At 65.9% G+C, this 20,422-nt stretch carries 19 protein-coding genes and 2 tRNA genes; 7 read left to right on the forward strand and 14 right to left on the reverse strand.

Going from position 1 to position 20,422, the window contains the following annotated elements; all coding sequences use genetic code 11:
- The first annotated feature begins 118 nt into the window (after positions 1-118).
- From AZ34_RS08755 to AZ34_RS08765, 3 genes are all read left to right on the forward strand, one after another.
- Positions 119-1,357, forward strand: a complete 1,239-nt coding sequence (locus tag AZ34_RS08755) for a magnesium transporter (RefSeq protein WP_035607148.1) — start codon at positions 119-121, stop codon at positions 1,355-1,357.
- 174 nt (positions 1,358-1,531) lie between these two features.
- Positions 1,532-2,854 carry a DNA recombination protein RmuC gene (locus AZ34_RS08760; protein WP_035607153.1) on the forward strand — a complete coding sequence of 441 codons (1,323 nt, stop codon included), beginning with the start codon at positions 1,532-1,534 and terminating at the stop codon, positions 2,852-2,854.
- Positions 2,855-2,923: 69 nt separating this feature from the next.
- A complete protein-coding gene (locus tag AZ34_RS08765; protein ID WP_035607154.1) occupies positions 2,924-4,093 on the forward strand; it encodes an MFS transporter in 1,170 nt (389 codons plus the stop codon).
- Here the strand turns inward: AZ34_RS08765 and AZ34_RS08770 are convergent.
- The 12 genes from AZ34_RS08770 to AZ34_RS08825 form a co-directional block, all read right to left on the reverse strand.
- Positions 4,090-4,983 (reverse strand): TIGR00730 family Rossman fold protein, encoded by an 894-nt coding sequence (locus AZ34_RS08770; RefSeq protein ID WP_035607157.1) that lies wholly within the window; start codon positions 4,981-4,983, stop codon positions 4,090-4,092. The two genes, AZ34_RS08765 and AZ34_RS08770, sit on opposite strands and share 4 nt — an antisense overlap.
- Positions 4,984-5,079: 96 nt before the next feature.
- Positions 5,080-5,634, reverse strand: coding sequence for an elongation factor P (gene efp, locus AZ34_RS08775; RefSeq protein WP_035607160.1), 555 nt, complete (start codon positions 5,632-5,634; stop codon positions 5,080-5,082).
- Between the two features lie 188 nt (positions 5,635-5,822).
- A complete protein-coding gene (gene earP / locus AZ34_RS08780; protein WP_035607163.1) occupies positions 5,823-6,947 on the reverse strand; it encodes an elongation factor P maturation arginine rhamnosyltransferase EarP in 1,125 nt (374 codons plus the stop codon).
- A 26-nt stretch (positions 6,948-6,973) separates the two neighbouring features.
- Entirely contained in the window at positions 6,974-7,315 is a 342-nt protein-coding gene (soxZ, locus tag AZ34_RS08785; RefSeq protein WP_035607166.1) for a thiosulfate oxidation carrier complex protein SoxZ, read from the reverse strand.
- A gap of 3 nt (positions 7,316-7,318) precedes the next feature.
- Positions 7,319-7,858, reverse strand: coding sequence for a thiosulfate oxidation carrier protein SoxY (locus AZ34_RS08790; RefSeq protein ID WP_035607169.1), 540 nt, complete (start codon positions 7,856-7,858; stop codon positions 7,319-7,321).
- A 79-nt stretch (positions 7,859-7,937) separates the two neighbouring features.
- Positions 7,938-8,013, reverse strand: a tRNA-His gene (locus AZ34_RS08795).
- A gap of 28 nt (positions 8,014-8,041) precedes the next feature.
- On the reverse strand, positions 8,042-9,985 hold the full coding sequence (locus AZ34_RS08800) for a SurA N-terminal domain-containing protein (RefSeq protein ID WP_035607172.1): 1,944 nt from the start codon (positions 9,983-9,985) through the stop codon (positions 8,042-8,044).
- Positions 9,986-10,070: 85 nt separating this feature from the next.
- A tRNA-Val gene (locus tag AZ34_RS08805) sits at positions 10,071-10,146 on the reverse strand.
- Between the two features lie 45 nt (positions 10,147-10,191).
- Positions 10,192-10,464 (reverse strand): HU family DNA-binding protein, encoded by a 273-nt coding sequence (locus AZ34_RS08810; protein WP_006296845.1) that lies wholly within the window; start codon positions 10,462-10,464, stop codon positions 10,192-10,194.
- 299 nt (positions 10,465-10,763) lie between these two features.
- Positions 10,764-11,327, reverse strand: coding sequence for a CDP-diacylglycerol--glycerol-3-phosphate 3-phosphatidyltransferase (gene pgsA / locus AZ34_RS08815; protein WP_035607175.1), 564 nt, complete (start codon positions 11,325-11,327; stop codon positions 10,764-10,766).
- An 88-nt stretch (positions 11,328-11,415) separates the two neighbouring features.
- A complete protein-coding gene (gene uvrC, locus AZ34_RS08820; protein ID WP_035607178.1) occupies positions 11,416-13,407 on the reverse strand; it encodes an excinuclease ABC subunit UvrC in 1,992 nt (663 codons plus the stop codon).
- Between the two features lie 136 nt (positions 13,408-13,543).
- Positions 13,544-14,521 (reverse strand): NADPH:quinone oxidoreductase family protein, encoded by a 978-nt coding sequence (locus tag AZ34_RS08825; protein WP_035607181.1) that lies wholly within the window; start codon positions 14,519-14,521, stop codon positions 13,544-13,546.
- Positions 14,522-14,704: 183 nt separating this feature from the next.
- Between AZ34_RS08825 and surE the strand changes: the two genes are divergently transcribed.
- From surE to rlmD, 4 genes are all read left to right on the forward strand, one after another.
- Positions 14,705-15,502: a 5'/3'-nucleotidase SurE gene (gene surE, locus AZ34_RS08830; protein WP_035607183.1), complete on the forward strand. Its 798-nt coding sequence runs from the start codon at positions 14,705-14,707 to the stop codon at positions 15,500-15,502.
- The gene (locus AZ34_RS08835; RefSeq protein WP_081767140.1) at positions 15,499-16,425 is read left to right on the forward strand and encodes a protein-L-isoaspartate O-methyltransferase family protein; all 927 of its coding nucleotides are present in this window, start codon (positions 15,499-15,501) and stop codon (positions 16,423-16,425) included. Before surE ends, AZ34_RS08835 begins: the two co-directional genes overlap by 4 nt.
- A gap of 98 nt (positions 16,426-16,523) precedes the next feature.
- Complete coding sequence (locus AZ34_RS08840) at positions 16,524-17,498, forward strand: peptidoglycan DD-metalloendopeptidase family protein (RefSeq protein WP_081767141.1); 975 nt, start codon at positions 16,524-16,526, stop codon at positions 17,496-17,498.
- A gap of 7 nt (positions 17,499-17,505) precedes the next feature.
- The gene (gene rlmD / locus AZ34_RS08845) at positions 17,506-18,999 is read left to right on the forward strand and encodes a 23S rRNA (uracil(1939)-C(5))-methyltransferase RlmD (RefSeq protein WP_081767142.1); all 1,494 of its coding nucleotides are present in this window, start codon (positions 17,506-17,508) and stop codon (positions 18,997-18,999) included.
- A gap of 127 nt (positions 19,000-19,126) precedes the next feature.
- Here rlmD and AZ34_RS08850 read toward each other — a convergent pair whose 3' ends face one another.
- Both AZ34_RS08850 and AZ34_RS08855 read right to left on the reverse strand, forming a co-directional pair.
- Positions 19,127-19,525 carry a hypothetical protein gene (locus AZ34_RS08850; protein WP_051509639.1) on the reverse strand — a complete coding sequence of 133 codons (399 nt, stop codon included), beginning with the start codon at positions 19,523-19,525 and terminating at the stop codon, positions 19,127-19,129.
- Positions 19,526-19,628: 103 nt separating this feature from the next.
- The gene (locus AZ34_RS08855) at positions 19,629-20,315 is read right to left on the reverse strand and encodes a Bax inhibitor-1/YccA family protein (RefSeq protein ID WP_035607189.1); all 687 of its coding nucleotides are present in this window, start codon (positions 20,313-20,315) and stop codon (positions 19,629-19,631) included.
- Between the last annotated feature and the right edge of the window lie 107 nt (positions 20,316-20,422).

Consider the following 20,422-nt stretch of genomic DNA (forward strand, 5'->3'; position numbering starts at 1 on the left):
GGTGCCCGAGGCAGCGCCGCGAACTACGGATACTGGCGCAGAGGGGGCGTCGTCGTGCCAAAGCAAAATCACATTGACGTCGGCCAGACTGGGGCATGCAAGGGCAGGACACCGTTTCATGGATCACCACCATACGAGCGAGACAGCCATGGACGCCGGGCAGCGGCGTGCCGGGCTGCGCACGGCGATTGCGCAGCGCGATGACCAGGAGGCCGCCAAGCTGCTGCGCGACGAAGCGCCCAGCCTCAGCAGTGAACTGCTGCTGGAGCTGCACCCGGGCCGCTCCACCGCCATCCTGGATCTGTTCCCCGAGGACTACGCCGAGCGCGTGCGCGCGGCCGCGCCACCGATCCATGTGCGCCAGTGGGCGCGCAACCGCAGCCACCCCGAGGGCAGTGTGGGCCGGCTCATGGACCCGGTCTACGCGGTCTTTCCGCTGCAGCTCACGGTGGGCGAGACCATCGAGCGCCTGCGCGAGCTGATCAAGCAGGCCTTCATCACCTACGGCTTCATCGTGGACGAGGCCGGCCGCCTGCGTGGCGTGATCACCATGCGTGACCTGCTCTTCGCCGACCACGACCAGACCCTGGATGCGGTGATGATCCCGTCCCCTTTCAGCTTGAACGCGCAGATGCCACTGGCGGAGGCCATGAAGGTTGTGCTCAGCCGCCACTATCCCGTCTACCCGGTCTGCGACGGTCAAGGGCGCTTGGTCGGCTTGGTGCGTGGCCAGGTGCTGTTCGAGGAGCAGAACTTCGAGATCAGCGCCCAGCCCGCCAGCATGGTCGGCGTCGAGGAAGAACGCTTGACCACGCCTTGGCAGCGCTGCCTGAAGCTGCGCCATCCCTGGCTGCAGTTCAACCTGTTGACGGCCTTCCTCGCCGCCGCGGTGGTCGGGATTTTCCAGGAGACGCTGAACCAGTTGGTCATCCTGGCCCTGTTCCTGCCCGTGCTGGCTGGCCAGAGTGGCAACACCGGCTGTCAGGCGCTGGCGGTGACCTTGCGCGGCCTCACCCTGGGTGAGGTACGACCTGGGCGCGAACGTGCCCTGGTCGCCAAGGAGGCCTGGCTCGGTCTGCTCAACGGCCTGCTGGTCGGTCTCGTCAGTGCCGTCGGCATGTATGTCACCGCGGCATCCCAGCACAACCCGGCCGCGCTTTGGCTCGCGGTCGCCATTCTGTTGGCCATGATCGGCAGTTGCGTCGTCAGTGGCATTTCGGGCGCCATGATCCCGCTGACCCTGAAGCGCCTGGGCGCGGACCCGGCCACCGCCTCGAGCATCTTCCTGACCACGGCCACCGATGTGGCCAGCATGGGTCTGTTCCTCGGCCTGGCGACGGTGCTGATACTCTGGTGAGGCCATGGGCCGGGCGTAGAATTCAACCGTCTGGGCGGGCACTTCGCTCGGCTCTCCTTTCTGTGAGCAGGCCGCTTTGCCGGCCTTGTTTGATGGGGTCGTCTTGTTCGGCCTGTACTCCATGATTCGCCTCTGTGGCCGCCGGATCGTGAACCGGTGTGAGTTGCCTTGCCTATGAACATCACCCTGCTGGTACTGCTCGTTCTCGCGCTCCTGGTCGTGAACCTGGTTCTGCTTATCGTGCTGCTGCTGCGCCGTGGCGACACCAGTGCCGGCCAGCAACTGGCGCGCGAGCTGCGGCAGGACATCGGTGACTCGGCCCGGGGCACGCGCCAGGAGTTGCAGCAGACGCTGGCGACTTTCCAGCAGAGCCTGGTGCAGCAGGCGGCGACGGCCACGCGCACGCAGGACGCGCGGCTGGACGATTTCAGCCAGAAGATCACGCTGTTCCAGAAGGAAGTGCGCGACACGCTGACGACGCAGCTGTCCAATCTGAGCGAGATGAACGCGCGGCGCATCGGCGAAATGAACATGACCATGGAGGCCAAGCTGGCGCAGTTGCAGCAGAGCAACTCGGTCAAGCTCGACGAGATGCGCGCCACCGTTGACGAGAAACTGCACGCCACGCTGGAGCAGCGACTGGGCGAGAGTTTCAAGCAGGTGGCCGAGCGGCTGGAGCTGGTGCACAAGGGCCTGGGCGAGATGCAGAGCCTGGCTGCGGGCGTGGGCGACCTCAAGCACCTGCTGACCAATGTGAAGACACGCGGCATGTTCGGCGAAGCTCAACTGGCGTCCCTGCTGGAGCAGGTGTTCGCGCCCGATCAATACGCCGCGCAGGTGGCTACCGTGCCGGGCAGCCGCAATGTGGTGGACTTCGCGATCCGGTTGCCGGGCAAGGGCCTCGGCGGGGACGATACGCCCTGCTGGTTGCCCATCGATGCCAAGTTCCCGAACGAGGATTACGAGCGCCTGCTCGATGCCCAGCAGCGCGCGGACGCGCTGGGCGCCGAGAGCGCGGCCAAGGCGCTGGAAGCGCGTATCCGGCTCGAGGCCAAGAGCATCGCCGAGAAGTACCTCGCGCCGCCCCACACAACGGATTTCGCCTTCCTCTTCCTGCCCACCGAGGGTTTGTATGCCGAGGTGCTGCGTCGCCCGGGCCTGATGCAGGCATTGCAGCGCGAACACCGCGTCACGCTGGCCGGCCCCACGACTTTGCTGGCCATGCTGAGCTCTCTGCAGATGGGCTTTCGCACGCTGGCGCTGGAAAAGCGCAGCAGCGAGGTCTGGCAGGTGCTGGGCGCGGTCAAGACTGAATTCAACAAGTTCGGCGAGGTGCTGGCACGGGTCAAGACCCAGACCCAGACCGTGCTCAACACCCTGGACAGCGCCGAGGTGCGCAGCCGCGCCATGAACCGCGCGCTCAAGGCCGTGGAGGCCCTGCCCGAAACCCAGGCGCAGAACCTGCTGCCGCTGGACAAGGGCGCGGATGAGGAGTGAGCCCCGCCGCGTGAGCGCAGGCCTGAGGAGGGGGCGGTGCGGATGGCTGTGCGGAACGTGGGTGCCTGAATGAACTGGCTGTTGGCGCGCCTGATCCTGGGCCACATCTGCCTGCACGCCTGCATGGCGGGCCTGCGCATGGCCGCGCCCCTGCTGGCCTTGACGCAGGGCTACAGCCCGCTGGCGGTGGGCGTGCTGATGTCCTTGTTCGCTCTGACCCAGGTCTTCCTGGCACTGCCGGCGGGGCGTTACGCCGATCGCCATGGCCTGCGCCGCCCCGTGGGCCTGGGTGTGATGGCCGCGGTCAGCGGCACCTTGCTGGCCGCCGTGTTTCCCGTCTTTCCGGTGTTGTGCCTGGCGGCCCTGTGCGCGGGTGGGGCTACAGGCGCAGCATCCATCGCCCTGCAGCGGCAGGTGGGGCGCAGCGCGCGCGGCGCGGCGGAACTCAAGCGCATGTTCAGCTGGCTGTCCATCGGCCCGGCGTTTTCCAACTTCCTCGGCCCCTTGCTCGCGGGTCTGTTGATCGACCATGCCGGCGTCTGGTTCGGTGGGCAACCCGGTGATCTGCAGGGCTACCGCGCCGCTTTCCTGTTCGCGGCGCTGCTGCCCCTGGTGACCTGGTTGTGCGTGCGGCGCGCCCCGCAGCGTCGCGCGGCCGCGGCCCCCGCCGCGGGCACGCGCAAGGCCTGGGACCTGCTGCGCGAGCCCATGATGCGCCGCCTGATGCTGGTCAACTGGCTGCTCTCGGCCTGCTGGGACGTGCATACCTTCGTGATGCCGGTGCTGGGGCACGAGCGCGGATTCAGCGCCTCGACCATCGGCACGCTGCTGGGCGCCTTTGCTATCTCGGCGGCCGCGGTGCGCATGCTCATGCCCTGGGTGGCGTCCCGCCTGCGCGAATGGGTGGTGATCGGTGGCGCGATGTTGGTCACCGCCGTGCTGTTCGTGGTCTATCCCTTCATGCCTGGCGCCTGGAGCATGGGCCTGTGTTCGGTGCTGCTAGGGCTGGTGCTGGGCTCGGTGCAGCCGCTCATCATGAGCACGCTGCACCAGATCACCCCGCATGACCGGCATGGCGAGGCCCTGGGCCTGCGCTTGCTCACGCTCAATGCGTCCAGTGTCGCGATGCCGCTGATGTTCGGCAGCGTGGGCGCGGTGGTGGGGGTGTCCCTGGTGTTCTGGACCGTGGGCGCGGCGGTGGGCTGGGGCAGCCGCGCCGCCTGGGGCCTGAAACCCTAGCTGGCGGAGGCCCGACCGCCCGCGGCGAGGTTGTAGAAGGACTGGATGGCGTCCCACGCCGCTTCGGGCGTGTCGACGATGTAGAACAGGTCCACATCACCCGGCGAGATCAGTCCGTTGTCGATCAGCAGGTCGAAGTTGATGAGCCGTTTCCAGAAATCGCTGCCATGCAGGACCACGGGCACGCGTTCCGATTTGCCGGTCTGCACCAGCGTCAGCACCTCGAACAGCTCGTCCAGCGTGCCGAAGCCGCCGGGGAAGGCGACCAGCGCCTTGGCGCGCATCATGAAGTGCATCTTGCGCAGCGCGAAGTAGTGGAATTTGAAGCTCAGGCCGGGCGTGATGTAGCGATTGCCGCTCTGCTCGTGCTGCAGCGTGATGTTCAGGCCCACGTTGGGTGCGCCCGCCTCGTGCGCACCCCGGTTGGCCGCTTCCATGATGCCGGGGCCGCCACCGGTGCAGATGTAGAGCCGTTCGTGCGCCGGCAACTGGGCGCTGTGCTCGGCCACCAGCTTGCCGAAACGCCGGGCGGCGTCGTAGTTCCGGGAATTGCGCAGGTCGCGCTCGGCGAGCTTCAGTGCCTCGGAGTCGCCGCTTTGGCGGGCGGCTTCCAGCTTGGCCTGTGCCTGTTCGGGCGAGGGCGTGCGCGCGCTGCCGTAGACCACCACCGTGTGCTCGATGCCCTGTTCCTGCTGCTCCAGATCGGGCTTCATCAGTTCGAGCTGGATGCGGATGCCGCGTGTGTCTCGGCGCAACAGGAATTCCGGGTCAGCGAAGGCCAGGCGGTAGGCGTCGGCCTGCAGGGGCAGGCCGGCGTCGGCGTGGGCCTTCAGTTCGTCCCAGGCATCGGCCAGGGTGCGCTGGTTGAGGTCACGGGCGTGTTTCAGCATGATTCGATTCCCAAGAAAAAAGGCTCCTGCAACGAGGAGCCTGGGCAGGCCTCGAGCCTGGCGCGGGACGGGCGCAGCAGGGCTGCGCCACGAGGGTCAGACACGTTTGCGGTATTCGCCCGTGCGGGTGTCGATTTCGATCTTGTCGCCTTGCGACACGAACAGCGGAACCGGCACTTCAAAACCGGTGGCTATCTTGGCGGGCTTCAGCACCTTGCCCGAGGTGTCGCCCTTGACGGCGGGTTCGGTCCAGGTGATTTCGCGCACGACGCTGGTCGGCAGTTCGACCGAGATGGCCTTGCCGTCATAGAACACCACTTCCACGGCCATGCCGTCTTCCAGGTAGTGCAGGGCGTCGCCCATGTTCTCGGCTTCGACTTCGTACTGGTTGTAGTCGGCATCCATGCAGACGTACATGGGGTCGGCGAAGTAGGAGTAGGTGCATTCCTTCTTTTCCAGAATGACCTGGTCCATCTTGTCGTCGGCCTTGAACACGACTTCGGTGCCGAAGTTGGCGATCAGGCTCTTGAGTTTCATGCGCACGGTGGCGGCGTTGCGGCCACCGCGGGCGTATTCGGTCTTGAGCACGACCATCGGGTCCTTGCCGTGCATGATCACGTTGCCGGCGCGGATTTCTTGAGCGATTTTCATGATGTGTTGTCCAGTGATGGAGAAATAGACTGGCCGCTCCCGAAGTCTTCCGGCGGCGTTCTGCAAAGCCCTTGATTTTAGCGTTTTTTGCCTTTGGGATGGCCGGGGGTGGCCGGACCGCTCGCTCTGAGCCTACCGCTGGGTGAGGCAGGTGAGTGCTGAGGCCGATGCCCAAGCCATGGGCGGAATCATGTCGCCTCAGCCATCGCCTGCAATTGCGTGCAGAGATCGGTTTGCGCGAGCAGGCGCGCGCGCGCGCCCTGCGTCGCTTCGGCCCAGCTCGACCCGGCCAACGCTGGCAATGCCCCCGCGTGCAATCCGTTCCAGACCGCGTGGAAGGCGCGCAGCCCAGCGTGGTCGCCGGCTTGCGGGAGCATCCAGTCCAGGAACGCCTGCAATTTGACATGGTGCGCGCCGTCGTGCTGCGGGTAGATCTGCCAGACGAAGGGGATGGACTGCAAGCTTCCCGTCGGTCCTGGCCGCGCCGCCCAAAGAGCCCGGACCAGGGAATCCTCGCCGCGCACGAAGTTCAGGTCACAGGCCCAGAGCAGATGGTCGTAGTCGTCCTGGCTCAGGCGGGGCAGGTAGTGGATGCGCAGCCGTGATGGGTCGTCGGCCCCATTGGGGTTCTGTGCCCCCAGCGTGGTCTGGACCGCCGCCGCCGCGCGGCCTGCGGTGACGAGCAGGTGCGTGGTGCGGGGTTGTCCTTCTTGTCCTTCGCGCGCGTCCGGTCGCGCGAGTTGCGCCAGCAGGGAGGACAGGGCGTCGGGCTCGTAGCAGAACAGTGAGATGACCTGACTGCCATCCTCCGGCCAGATGCCCTGTGCCGCGAGCCATGCCTCGCGCTTGAACCCGACTTGGCGTTGCTGCAAGTCGGGCTCGCGCAGCAGGCCGCCGGTGGCCGGTGTGAAGCCGGGGTAGAAGAAGCGCTTGCGCCAGCCGGTCAGGGGGCCGCTGAGCACCGGCGAGGGCAGGCCATGCATGCGCTCCACATAAGGTTCCGCGCTCAGGTATTCGAGGTTGATCCAGGCTGTGTCCGCCGTGGCCACTGCCTGGATCCAGTCCGGCGCGATGTCGCAGCCAAAGGCTTCGATCAGGACGTCGCCGGGCGGCAGCCCCGCCGGTGCCTGGCCTGACCAGGGGTGGACTTCCACGCTCTCGATCTGGCCGGGCGCCATCCAGGCCAGGGCCGAGGCGTCATCCACCCACAGCCGCGCCTCTTGTCCGCGTGCGGCGATCTGGCGTGCCAAGCGCCAGCACACGCCGATGTCGCCGTGGTTGTCGATGACCTTGCAGAAAATGTCCCAACGCATGGGCCGTGCCTCGATGGCGTGAGGGATCAGACGATCCGCGTTTCGTCGCTGCGACGCACGCCCAGGTTGTCCACCCACTGCAGCACGACTTTCTCGCCCGGCGCACCGCCCTTGAACTTGAAGAAGAGGATGGGGTTCTGCGCGATTGCCGTGCTCCATTGCGCCTGTAGCACGAGGCGTGGCGCGCCCGCGCCAAGGTGGTGGGCTTGCACCTCGGTGATGTAGTGGGCGGGGATGGTCCGCCCCGCCGGGTCTTGGCGTTGGCCGGTTTCCATGATGTGCTTTACCAGCACCCGTACCTCGGTCACGCCGTTGGCGTGGTTGGCGCGCAGGCGCATGGGCTCGGGCGAGGGCAGATCGGTGTTCATGCTTCAGCTCCCGCAGCCGCCCAGGGTGACGCGTGTTTCCTTCACCGTCGTGTAGTTACGCAGGTCTTGGCCCTGGGAAGCTTGCACCACGACCCGCAGACGACTGCTCTGTGCCATCTTCACCCGGGTCTGGAAGCCGGGTTCGGTGCCTTCGGGAAAATAAAAGCTGGCGGCCAGGGGGTGCGGGTTCTTCTCGATCAGCAGCATGATCTGCCGCGTGCCGGGGATCAGGCTGATCACGCTCACCGGCACCATGGCGCCGTTCTCGGCCAGTTCGGGCACTTGCAACTGGATCTGCTGTTCACCGACCTCGGTCATCGGCGCGTTGCCGATCAACTGTCGCAGCGCATCGCCGGGCGTCTCGGCCTCAAAGGCAGGGGAGCGGTTTGCCACGGGCCGCGCGCTCGTTTGTGCCCAGGCTGCCGATGTGCCGCTGCACAGGCCCAGCGCCGCAAGCGTCCGCAGGGCACCACTGCCCCAGGTGCCCACGGCGAACCCGGCAGCCCCCAAAGTTTTGAACAAGGCGCGGCGTTCGTTCATCATGAAAGATTGCATCGGGCGGGCGACCTCCCAAAAAGAAACGCCAGCATGAAGTCCCTCCATGCTGGCGTGTTGGTCTGTTTGGGGTGGCTGATGGGACTCGAACCCACGACGACCAGAATCACAATCTGGGACTCTACCAACTGAGCTACAGCCACCGCAAGGGCGAGATTATAGCCCCAAGCTTCAGACTTTCGGCGCGCTGGCCGGCAGATCGATGCGTGTTTTCAGGCGCTCGCGCAGCAACTGGTAATAGGCCTCGTTCTCGGCCTGGGTCCAGCGCTGCAAGTACTCCAGGCGCTGCTGGTTTTGCTGGGCCGGGTCCCCGACGGGGGCACGTTCTACGCGTCGGTTCACACGGGCCAGGGCATAGCCCTGTTCCCCCAGGTCCACGCCCACCCAGACCGCACCAGCGCCATTGGCTTGGAGATCGGCGCGCAGCACGGCGTCGAGCAGGGCGCGTGGAATGTTGCGGGTCTGGTCGCGCGACACCACTTCGGGCGCACCCAACTTGGCTTGGGCGGGCGCAGCCTTCCAGGCCGCCAGCTTGGCCTGGCCGTCCTCGCGCGCCAGTTGCGCGGCGCGCGTGCTGACCACGCGCTCGCGCACGGCGGCCTGCACTTCGGCCAAGGGCAGGGTGCGGGCAGGCAGGTGTTGCACGACGCGCGCGGCGGCCAGACGGCTGGGGCTGATCTCCACCGCCTCGGTGTTGCGCTTGGCCTGGATGGCGTCGTCGCTGAACACCGCAGCCAGCAGCCGGGCGTTGGTCAGCACACCTTGCGCATCGCTCGCGCCTTGCGCTGGGTCCCGGTTGACCGTGGCGGTCTGGATGTTCAGGCGCAGCTGATCGGCCACGGGTTTGAGGCTGTCCGACTGCTCGTAGACGCCATTGGTGAAGGCCTCGGCGGCTTCGGCGTAACGCGCCTGGGCCTGCTGGTTGCGCAGTTCGGTTTCCAGGCTGGGGCGCAACTCGGCGTAAGTCTTGGCCTGGGGTTTCCTGATGCCGGTCACGGTGATGAGGTGGTAACCGAAGTCGGTTTCCACCACGTCGCTCAGCTCGCCTTGTTTGAGCGCGAACACGGCTTGCTCGAATGGTGGGGTCATGGCTTGACGACCAAAGAAGCCCAGGTCACCACCATTCGAGGCCGAGCCTGGGTCTTGCGAATGTTTGCGAGCCAGATCGGCGAAAAGCTTGGCCTGAGCGTTGGCCGGCGCTTTGCGCAGCTCGTCCAGCAGGGCCTGCGCCTGCGCACGCGCCTTCTGGCGCTCGGCGGCGGGGGCGTCCTTGGCAGCAGTGATCAGGATGTGGCTGGCACGCCGTTCCTCGGGGCCGCTGAGGCGGTCGACGTTCTGTTCATAGTAGCTGCGCAGGTCCTGCTCGTTCACGCGGATTTCCTGGCGCAAGGTGTCGATGTCCAGCACGATGTACTCGATGCGGGCCTGTTCGGGTGCCTGAAACAGGCCCTGGTTGGCTTGCCAGTAGGCTTGCAGATCGGCTTCGCTCACTTGCACGCGGGCAGCATAGTCGGCGGGCGTGAAGCGCGCCAACTGCACCTCGCGACGTTCCAGCCAAGCATTCAGGGCCAAATCGGCGGCTGTCTTGGCCTGCACGGCCGTGCCGCTCACGCTGGATTGGATTTGATTGAGGATGAGGTCCGAGCGCAGCTGTGCCTCGAAGGCGGCAGGGGTCAGGTTCTGGCGGGCCAACAGCTCGCGGTAGGTGTCCACGTCCATGGTGTTATCGGCGCGGCGCAGCTGGGCAATGGCGGGGATGGTCTGCAGTTCCTGGAAGAGGCGGGCGTCGCTCACGCCCAGGCGCGCCTCCTGGGCTGCCTGCTGCAGCACGCGCTCGCGCACCAGGCGCTCCAGCACACCCCGCCGGACCGCATCGGAATCGAGCAGTCGTGCATCGAGATTGGGCATCATCTGGCGCAGCCGGTCGGCTTCCGATCGGTGCGCGGCATCCCATTCGCCTTGGGTGATTTCAAGCTTGCCCACGCGGGCCACCACGCGGTCATTCTGAGTCATGCGGGTGTAGCCGTCGATGCCCACCAGCACGAAGGACGGGACAATGAGCAGGATCAGCACCGCCATCAGGATCTTGTTGTGCTTGCGCAGGTTCTCAAACATGGGCACGGGTCTCCGGCTGGGGAAAGGAAAAAACCAAAATCGTTGACAAGAAAAAAGGCGAACGCAATGTTCGCCTTCGCTTGGGTGGTGGGTGCTGACGGTCTCGAACCGCCGACCTACGCCTTGTAAGGGCGCCGCTCTACCAACTGAGCTAAGCACCCCACCGGGTTGAAACCCTCAGGTGGGTCCCAACGCTCGATCCATGTTCAGTTCAAGGCGTCCTTCAACGCCTTGCCCGGACGGAACTTCGGGAGCTTGGCGGCCTTGATTTTAATCGTGTCGCCGGTGCGCGGGTTGCGGCCCGTGCGGGCGGCGCGCTTGGTCACGGCGAAGGTGCCGAAACCGACCAGAGACACCGAACCGCCTTTTTTCAGCGTGGTCTTCACGGCGCCGATCACGGACTCCAGTGCCCGCGTGGCCGCCGCCTTGGAAATGTCTGCGTTCTTGGCGATGTGCTCGATCAGTTCGGTTTTGTTCACAAAAATCCCCTTGTACGTGGAACTAGGTTAATCGGTCTGCCCCTGCTGCATCCTGTGCGCACCGGACCGGTGACCGGTGGGACTGCAGGGCAATCTGCAATTGGGCACCCGCTTGAATTTGGGTGCGGCAATTAGAGCGATGGTCTTGGGCCGTGTCAATCAAGGCTTGCAGCCACTTTGGCGGCGTGGGACGCGAATTCTAGACGCATTTCCCGTGCCAGCCTTCATGGCGCGCGCGCATGCGGTATTTCATGCGTGACGAATCGTTTCCCTGGTGCGGGCGCTGGCCGGGCTGCGGCTCATACCTTGGCCCGGATCTCGGGCAAGGCCTTGCGCAGGTAGTACACCATGGACCAGACGGTGAGCACCGCCGCGATCCAGATCAGCACCGTGCCCCAGACATGGGTGTCAAGCAGGCCGAACACCACGCCGTCGTAGAGCAGGAAAGGGATGGCTACCATCTGCGCCATGGTCTTGAGCTTGCCCAGCATGTGCACCGCCACACTGCGCGAAGCACCGATTTGCGCCATCCACTCGCGCAGGGCGGAGATGGCGATCTCGCGTCCGATGATGATGAGCGCGACGAACACGTCGGCCCGGCCCATGTGCACCAGCACCAGCAGGCTGGCGCAGACTAGGAACTTGTCGGCCACGGGGTCCAAGAAGGCACCAAAGGCCGAAACCTGGTTCAGCTTGCGCGCCAGGTAACCGTCCAGCCAGTCCGTCAGCGCGAACAACACGAACATGGCCGTCGCTATGAGGTTGCGCATCTGGGGGTCCAGCGGCAGGTAGAAGACGCCGACGATGAGAGGGATCGCGACGATGCGCGCCCAGGTCATCAAGGTGGGGATGGTGAAGAACATGGGCTGGATTGTGGCATGCCCCAGGTGTGAAATTGTTCACGTTGGGGCATGTCGCGTGGCGGCCGCCCGCATCCTGGTCCGTGCTGCCCTAGTGCAGCGCGCGGTAGATGGTTTCGGCCAATTCGTGCGAGACGCCCTCGACCGCCGCCAGGTCTTCCACGCTGGCGGACTCGACACCGCGGGCCCCGCCGAAGCGCTGCAGCAACCGCGCGCGGCGCTTCGGGCCGATGCCAGGGATGTCCTCAAGCCGGCTGCCGCCCGTGCGCACCTTGGCCCGTGCCGCGCGCATGCCGGTGATGGCGAAGCGGTGGGCCTCGTCGCGGATCTGCGCGACCAGCATCAGCGCCGCCGAATCCTTGCCCAGATACACCTTGTCGCGGCCATCGGCGAACACCAGCTCCTCCAGGCCGACCTTGCGGCCTTCGCCTTTTTCCACGCCCACGATGAGGGAGAGGTCCAGGCCGAGTTGCTCGAAGACTTCGCGCGCCATCGCCACCTGGCCCTTGCCGCCGTCGACCAGCACCAGGTCGGGCATCACGGCCTGGGCGGGCGTCGCCGTTTCCACCTCGCCTTCGCGTTCCGCCTCGGCCCGGCGCGCGGCGATGCGTTCGTAGCGGCGCGTCAGCACCTGCCGCATGGCGGCGTAGTCGTCGCCCGGCGTGATGCTCTCGATTTTGTAGCGTCGGTATTCACTGCTCTGCATCTTGTGGTGATGGAACACCACGCAGGAGGCCTGCGTGGCCTCGCCCGCCGTGTGCGAGATGTCGAAGCACTCGATGCGCAGATCGTCCAGGCCCGCGGGGTCACTCAGCTGGGGCAGGTCCAGTGCCTCGGCCAGCGCTCGCGTGCGCGCCTGCTGAGAGCCTTCCTCGGCCAGCAGGCGGGCCAATTGCAGGTCCGCGTTGGTCTGGGCCATGTCCAGCCAGATGCGGCGCTGGGAGCGCGGCTGATGGACGGCGCGCATGCGCAGGCCGGTCTGCTCGGACAGCGCGCCCATCAGCTCGGCGCCCACCGGCGCGCCGGTGATCAGCGTGGGCACGGGGGGTACCTGCACATAGTGCTGGGCGATGAAGGCTTCGAGCACCTGCGTTTCGACCGAGGTGCCTGCCGCGGGTGCGGCATCACTGTCCTCCTCGGAAAAATGCAGGGCCGTCGCGTCCTCGACGTGGCTGGGGAAATAGGCCCGGTCACCCAGGTGCCGGCCGCCGCGCACCATGGCCAGGTTCACGCAAGCGCGACCGCCCTGGATCCTGACGGCGAGGATGTCCACGTCGCGGTCGTCCGTGCTTTCCACCGCCTGCTGGTGCAGCACGCTGGACAGCGCCGAGATCTGGTCGCGCAGCTCCGCAGCCTGCTCGAATTCAAGCCGTTCCGAATGGCCCAGCATGCGCGCTTCGAGCTGCTGGAGGACCTGTTGGGTTTCGCCGTCGAGAAAGGCCTGGGCGTGCGCCACATCCTGCGCGTAAGCCTCGGTGCTGACCAGTCCCACGCAAGGGCCGGAGCAACGCTTGATCTGGTACAGCAGGCAGGGGCGGGTGCGGTTGCTGAACACCGTGTCTTCGCAGGTGCGCAAGCGGAAGACCTTCTGCAGCAGCACGATGGCTTCCTTGACTGCCCAGGCGCTGGGATAGGGCCCATAGTAGTGGTGCTTTTTCTCGACCGCGCCCCGGTAGTAGGCCATGCGAGGCCAGGCACTGGCTTCGGTCGGGACGGCCTTGGCCGAGGCCGCCGTCATCTTGAGGTAGGGGTAGCTCTTGTCGTCGCGGAACAGGATGTTGTAGCGCGGCTGCTGGGTCTTGATGAGGTTGTTTTCCAGCAGCAGGGCTTCCGCCTCGGAGCGTACGACCGTCGTCTCCATGCGCGCGATCTTGCCGACCATGTGGCCGATGCGCGTGCCATCGTGGCGCTTCTGGAAGTAGCTGGAGACGCGCTTCTTCAGGTTGCGGGCCTTGCCCACATAGAGCAGGCCACCCGTGGCGTCGAAGTAGCGGTACACGCCCGGCAGCGGGGGCAGGGCGGCGACCTGGTTCAGCAGTTCCTCGGAGTGGACGGCAGGCGTGTCATCGGTGTCGGCGGACATGGGCGTATTGTCGCTGTCTCGTGGTGCGACGTAAGCGGAGAGGGCGGGGCAGGCTGCGCCGCCGATTTCGATTTGCGCAGCAAATCATATGAGGCGGTCAGTCTGCCCCGTCCTCTCCGCGTCCAACCCAGTAGGGTCAGTTCGCCAACACCAGCTTGCCCTTGACCTGGCGCGAGCCCATCAGGGCATAAGCCTGCTTCAGGTCCTTCATGGGCAGCACGCGGTCAATGACCGGCTTGACCTTGCCCTGCGCGTACCACTGTGCCAGCGCCTGCATCATGGCCGCGTTGGCCTGCGGCTCACGGCGGGCGAAATCGCCCCAGAACACGCCGACCAGGGATGCGCCCTTGAGCAAGGGCAGGTTCATGGGCAGGGCGGGGATGGTCGGGCTGGCGGCGAAACCCACCACCAGGTAACGGCCGCGCCAGGCGATGGAACGGAAGGCCGGCTCGGCGAGGTCGCCCCCCACGGGGTCGTAGATCACGTCCGGTCCCTTGCCTTCGGTGGCAGCCTTGATCGTCTCGCGCAGGTCCTGCGTGGCGTAGTTGATGCCGATGTCCGCACCGATCTTTTTGCACAGCGCAAGCTTGTCCTCGCTGGATGCCGCCGCGATCACGCGCGCGCCCTGGGCCTTGGCGATCTGGATGGCCGCGGTGCCCACGCCGCCTGCCGCGCCCAGCACGAGCACGGTTTCTCCGGCCTTCAACTGGGCACGGTCGATCAGGGCGTGGTAGGAGGTGGCGTAGGTCATGATGAAAGCCGCCGCGTCCTCCATCGGGAAACCGGGGGGCAGAGGCAGGCAGCGCTCCGCCGGTGCCAGGGTGTGGGTCGCGAAACCGCCGGTACCGGTCAGGCAGGCGACGGCCTGGCCGATCTGCAGATGCTGCACGCCCTCGCCCAGCGCCCGCACCACGCCCGCGTACTCCGAGCCAGGCACAAAGGGCAGGGGCGGTTTCATCTGGTACTTGTTCTGCACGATCAGCAGATCGGGGAAATTCAGGCTGGCGGCCTTGAGTTCCAGCAGCACCTGGCCAGGGCCGGGCTGGGGCGTCGCTTGTTCCTTCCATTCCAGCGCGTCGACGCCGCTGGGGTCGCTGCATAGCCAAGCATGCATGGGTGTCTCCTCTGTGTTTGTATCGTCTCGCGCGGGCCTCGCGAGCAGTGTCGGGAGATCATACGGTTGCGAGCCACCGGGCGGCTGTCCCTGCCGTGACGCGCATGATGCGAAACGGTCCTGCTCGGGACAGACGAGGGGCCAACCCAGGCCCCGGCGGCTGGCCCCTACAATTTCGGCAACATGAAAATCCTGATCTGCAACGACGATGGCTACCAGGCGCCCGGCATCGTGGCGCTGTACGAGGCGCTCAAGGACGTGGCCGAGGTCGAGGTGATCGCGCCGGAGCACAACAACAGCGCCAAGTCGAACGCGCTCACGCTCAACGCGCCGCTCTACGTCCACCGCGCGGCCAATGGCTTTCGCTACGTGAATGGCACCCCGGCCGATTGTGTGCACATCGCGCTGACGGGCTTGCTGGGCTACCGGCCCGATCTGGTGGTCTCGGGCATCAACAACGGCGCGAACATGGGCGACGACACCATCTATTCCGGCACCGTGGGCGCGGCCATGGAAGGTTATTTGTTTGGCATTCCGGCCATCGCTTTTTCGCAGGTGCAGAAGGGCTGGAAGCATCTGGATGCCGCGGCCGAGCGAGCGCGCGAACTGGTGCAGCAACTGCTGGCGCACCAGACGCCTCGGCAGAAGCCCTGGCTGCTCAACGTCAACCTGCCCAATCTGCCGCGCGAGGAGTTGAAGGCCACCAAGGTCTGTCGCTTGGGGCGGCGCCACGCGGCGGAATCGGTGATCACGCAGACCAGTCCGCGGGGCGAGACCATGTACTGGATCGGAGGCGCAGGGCCGGCGCTGGACGAGAGTGAAGGCACCGACTTTCACGCCGCCGCGCAGGGCCATGTGACGCTGACACCGTTGAAGGTGGATCTGTCCGACCACGAGGCGCTGAGCTACTGGGCGCAGTCGATCGCGCATCTGTCCGCGTCGTCGGTGCCTGCCTCACCCTCGGTCAAGGTGGGGGCATGAATCGCGCCCGCCCGGGCTTTCCCGTGCGTCTGGAGCGCGCCAGCGGCGCACCGGTTGCTACGGCGGGCATGCCGGGGGCGAACCTCGCGCGTACCGTGGAGTCCGCGCCCCTGCCGCCCCAATCGACCAGTGTGCATGCGGGCCGGTCCGGCCGACCTCTTGCCAGCCATGGCCTGGATTCGCAGGCCGTGCGCCAGGCCATGGTGAGGAAACTCGCTGCCCAGGGCATCCACGACGCGCGGGTGCTGGACGCCATGGGGCGGGTCGAGCGGCACCGCTTTGTCGACACGGCGCTGGCACCTCAGGCTTACGAAGACACCAGCTTGCCCATCGGACTCGGGCAGACCATTTCGAAACCGAATGTCGTCGCGCGCATGATCGAACTGCTGCTGGACTGTCCCGCGCTTGCGGAAGTGACGGTCAGGTCCGCGCAGGAGAACGAGCGCAGCGGCGGGACATCTCCTGGGGCGGTGCAGGGCGCGGGGCGAGTCCTTGAGATTGGCACGGGTTGCGGCTACCAGGCGGCGGTGCTGGCCTGCGTGGCCCGCGAGGTGTACAGCATCGAGCGCCTGCGTGGCCTGCATGAAAAAGCCCGCGAGAACCTGCGTGGCCTGCGGCTGCCCAATGTGCATCTGCTGTTTGGCGATGGCATGGCAGGGTATCCGGCCGGTGCGCCGTACGCGGGCATCATCGCCGCAGCGGGCGGCGAGGCATTGCCGCAGACCTGGGTGGACCAGTTGGCCGTGGGCGGGCGGCTGGTTGCACCCGTGATGGTCGAGGATGCGCAAATGAGCGGACTGGCCCCGGGCCAAGGGCGGTCCGTGCGACAGGCGCTGATGGTGCTTGATAAGACCGCGGCGGGCGTGCGGCAAACCTTGCTGGAGCCTGTGCAATTCGTCCCCCTAAAATCGGGCATCGCTTGATGCCGTGCAGCGGTGCGCGGCGCATGCTGCCTCGCCTGGCTTGTTGACCGTCTGGATGGACCCGGACTGACCCCTATTTCTCGAAGGACTGTGGACTGATGACTTTTGCGGATGCGACGCCGACACGACGAGATGCCACGCTATTTGCGCCGCTGCGGCGCTGTGCTTTGCTGGCGCTAGCCCTGGGCACGATCGGGTGGTTGGCGGGTTGCGCCGCAGGCGCCGGTCGCGCCCCTGTTGAGGCGCGCGAGGTGCCTGTCTCGCGGCCAACGGTCGAGTCGCCCAGTTTTCCGCAGCGCGCCTCCGGCTCTTCCGCGCCGGCCCGTGCGCCCGTAGTGAGTGCCGTGCGACCGGCTTCCGGGGGGGGTGGGGGAGCGGCGCCTGTGGTCACGCCGGTGCCGCCGGCCAGTGGGGACATGGCGGGTGGCGTGGACAAACCAGGGTACTACACCGTGAAGGCGGGTGACAACCTCTATCGCATTGGCCTGGAGACCGGGCAGCACTGGAAAGACCTGGCGCGCTGGAATGGCTTGCCCGATGGCCATCAGATCGCCGTGGGACAGGTCTTGCGCGTGATTCCGCCCGGTGAGACACCGGCGCCAGACGACGATGCGGGGGAGAAGGTCGCGAGCGCACCGGTTGCGGGCGCGCCGACTTCGCGTCCGGTAACCAGCGTGGTGGTCGGGGGGGAAGCGGCGTCCTCGGGTGGCTTGACCTGGATCTGGCCGGTATCCGGTCCGGTGCTCGCAGGCTTCGACGGCGTGAGGAACAAGGGGCTGGATATTGGCGGTACGGCGGGTGAACCGGTGCTGGCCGCCGCCGACGGGCGCGTGGTCTACTCGGGCTCGGGCTTGCGCGGTTACGGCAACCTCATCATCATCAAGCACAACAACACCTACTTGACCGCCTACGCGCACAACCGCGCCCTGATGGTCAAGGAAGACCAGACCGTCAAACGCGGCCAGAAGATCGCCGAAATGGGCAACAGTGACGCCGACCGCGTCAAGCTGCATTTCGAGGTGCGTCGCCAGGGCAAGCCGGTCAATCCGGCCCAGTACCTGCCCAAGCGCTGAGGTTTTCATGTCCATCACGCCCGTGGTTGAGGCCGCATCCTCGCTGGCCTCGACGGCCTTTCCCGCCGACGCCTTGCACATCGAGTCGCTGGACATCGAAGCCCAGGGCATCGCCCATCGCCGCGACGGCGGGGATGAGCCCGACGTCAAGGGCAAGGTGGTGTTCGTGGAAGGCGCCTTGCCCTTCGAGGTCGTCAGCGTCAACGTTTACCGCAAGAAGAACAACTGGGAGCAGGCGACCGTCACGGCCATCCACCGTGCGTCGTCCCAGCGTGTGCGGCCCGCCTGTCCTCATTTCGGCCTGCACGCGGAGGCTTGTGGTGGCTGCAAGATGCAGCACCTGGAGCCCTCGGCCCAGGTGGCCGTGAAACAACGCGTGCTGGAGGACAACCTTTGGCACCTGGGCAAGGTGCGCCCCGAGGTGCTGCTGCGGCCGATCGAAGGGCCCGCCTGGGGCTACCGCTACCGTGCTCGCCTGTCGGTGCGGCATGTGCGCAAGAAGGGCGAAGTGCTGGTGGGCTTCCACGAGCGTAAGAGTCGCTACGTCGCCGACATCAAGACCTGCGCCGTGCTGCCCCCGCATGTCAGTGCCATGCTGATGCCGCTGCGTGCGTTGATCGCTTCGATGGACGCGATCGAAACCTGTCCGCAGATTGAGCTGGCCTGCGGCCACACCCTGGCCGGCCAGGTGGTGACGGCGCTGGTGTTGCGCCACTTGGAGCCTTTGAGCGCAGGCGACGTGGCCAAGCTGCGCGTCTTTGCCAGCGCGCACGGTGTGCAGTGGTGGTTGCAGCCCAAGGGCCCAGACACGGTGCATCGGTTGGACGATCAGGACGGCACCGCGCCGCTGGCATACGGTCTGCCCGAATTCGGCATTGAGATGCCCTTCAAGCCCACGGATTTCACGCAGGTCAATCCCCACATCAATCGCGTGCTCGTGACACGGGCCCTGCGTCTGCTGGACGTGAAACCAGACGAACGCGTGATCGACTGGTTCTGCGGCCTGGGCAATTTCACGCTGCCCTTGGCCACGCAGGCCAAGGAGGTGTTGGGCATCGAGGGTAGCGAAGCGCTGGTGGCGCGGTCCAGGGACAACGCACGCCACAACTCACAACGGCGCGCGACGCCCTGGGCGCCACTGGCGCCGACACGCTTTGAAGCCCGCAATTTGTTCGAGTTGGCCCCGGCGGACTTGCAGGGCTATGGCGTGGCGCAGAAATGGCTGGTCGATCCGCCGCGTGAAGGCGCCTTCGCCCTGGCCAAGGCCCTGGCCGATTGCGTGCAGACGCCGCAGAGTGCCCCAGGGTATGTGCTGCCCAGCCGCATCGTCTACGTGAGTTGCAACCCCGCCACCCTCGCCAGGGACGCGGGCTTGCTGGTGCATCAGGCAGGCTACCGCTGCACGGCGGCGGGTGTGGTCAATATGTTCCCGCACACCGCGCATGTGGAGAGCATCGCGGTTTTTGACCGGGCTGTTGGAATGCAGGACTTCGTGGCGTGAGCCATGGCAGCCCATGCTGCATCACAGCCCACAGTGCGACCGGCAGTGATCGCACGACTGCAGACCGATGGCAGACCCATGAAAAAACGCACCCAAGGGTGCGTTTTTGATTGAGACCTTGCGCGGATCAGAGGCGTATACCTGATTTTTTATCCGCAGCAGCCTTGTTTTTGGTGTCTTCGGCGTTTTTGACTTCCGGTCCGGATTTGGCCTGGGGGTGCAAGGGCGCCTGTGCTTGTTGCGCATCCATGGGTGCGCCTGGCTGGCCCTTGATGTCGTTTTCACGCATATACTGGTCCATTTCCCGCCAGCCCTCCAGGACGGCCGTTTTCAAGGCCTTGGGGTTGTTGGCGTAGCATTCCTCCAGGCCACGCAGTGCATAGCGGCAGGCGTTGCCAATGGCTCGGCTGTCCGCGTCCCGCATCGCGATACGGGGATCTGGCGCGACGCCTGGGATGTCGCAGGCGGCCAGCAGCAAGGCTGCGGACGAAATGGCCAGGATGCGGAAGGAAAGGCGCAGCTTCATGACGGAGGCGGTACGTGACATTGCTTCATGTATCGGCAGAAGCTGCGTCGGCTTGAGTACGAAATCACGCAGGCCCTTATTTCGGCCCGCGTTTTGCGTTGCTTTATTCCCGTTCGCCGCCCATGAGGCCCAGCAAGGCCAGCAGGCTCTGGAACACGTTGACGATGTCCAGGTACAAGGCCAGGGTGGCGCTGATGTAGTTGGTTTCGCCGCCGTCGATGATGCGCTTCAGGTCATAGAGCATAAAGGCACTGAAGATGCCGATGGCCAGCACGGAGATGGCCATCATGCCCGCCGAGGAGCCCACGAAGACATTGATGATGGAACCGACCATCAGCACGATGGCGCCGATGAACAGCCACTTGCCCATCCCGGACAGGTCACGCTTGATGACCGAGGCCAGGCTGGCCATGACGAAGAACACACCTGCCGTGCCGGCGAAAGCAGTCATCACCAGCTCGGAGCCGTTCTTGAAGCCCAGCACCATGGCGATCAGACGCGACAGCATCAGGCCCATGAAGAAGGTGAAGCCCAGCAGAACCGGCACGCCCGCGGCGGAGTTCTTGGTCTTTTCAATCGCGTAGATGAAACCGAAGGCACCGCCCAGGAAGACGACCAGACCCAGGATGCCGTTGAGTTGGAGCGTGATGCCGGTGGCCACACCGATCCAGGCGCCCAGCACGGTGGGCAGCAGGCTGAGCGCGAGCAGCCAGTATGTGTTGCGCAGCACCTTGTTGCGCTCGGCCGCGGGCAGGGCCGCGCCGTAATAGCTGGGGACGCGTTGGTTCATGGTTGGCTCCTTCAAGTGTTCTGTGTGAGATGTGGGGATGAATGGCGGGAATTCTAGAGTGAAACCCCTGCGTGCCTTCCAATCCATCACGTTGCCTGTTGGTATTG

The sequence above is a fragment of the Hylemonella gracilis str. Niagara R genome (genome assembly GCF_000600295.1).
GTDB lineage: Bacteria > Pseudomonadota > Gammaproteobacteria > Burkholderiales > Burkholderiaceae_C > Hylemonella > Hylemonella gracilis_A.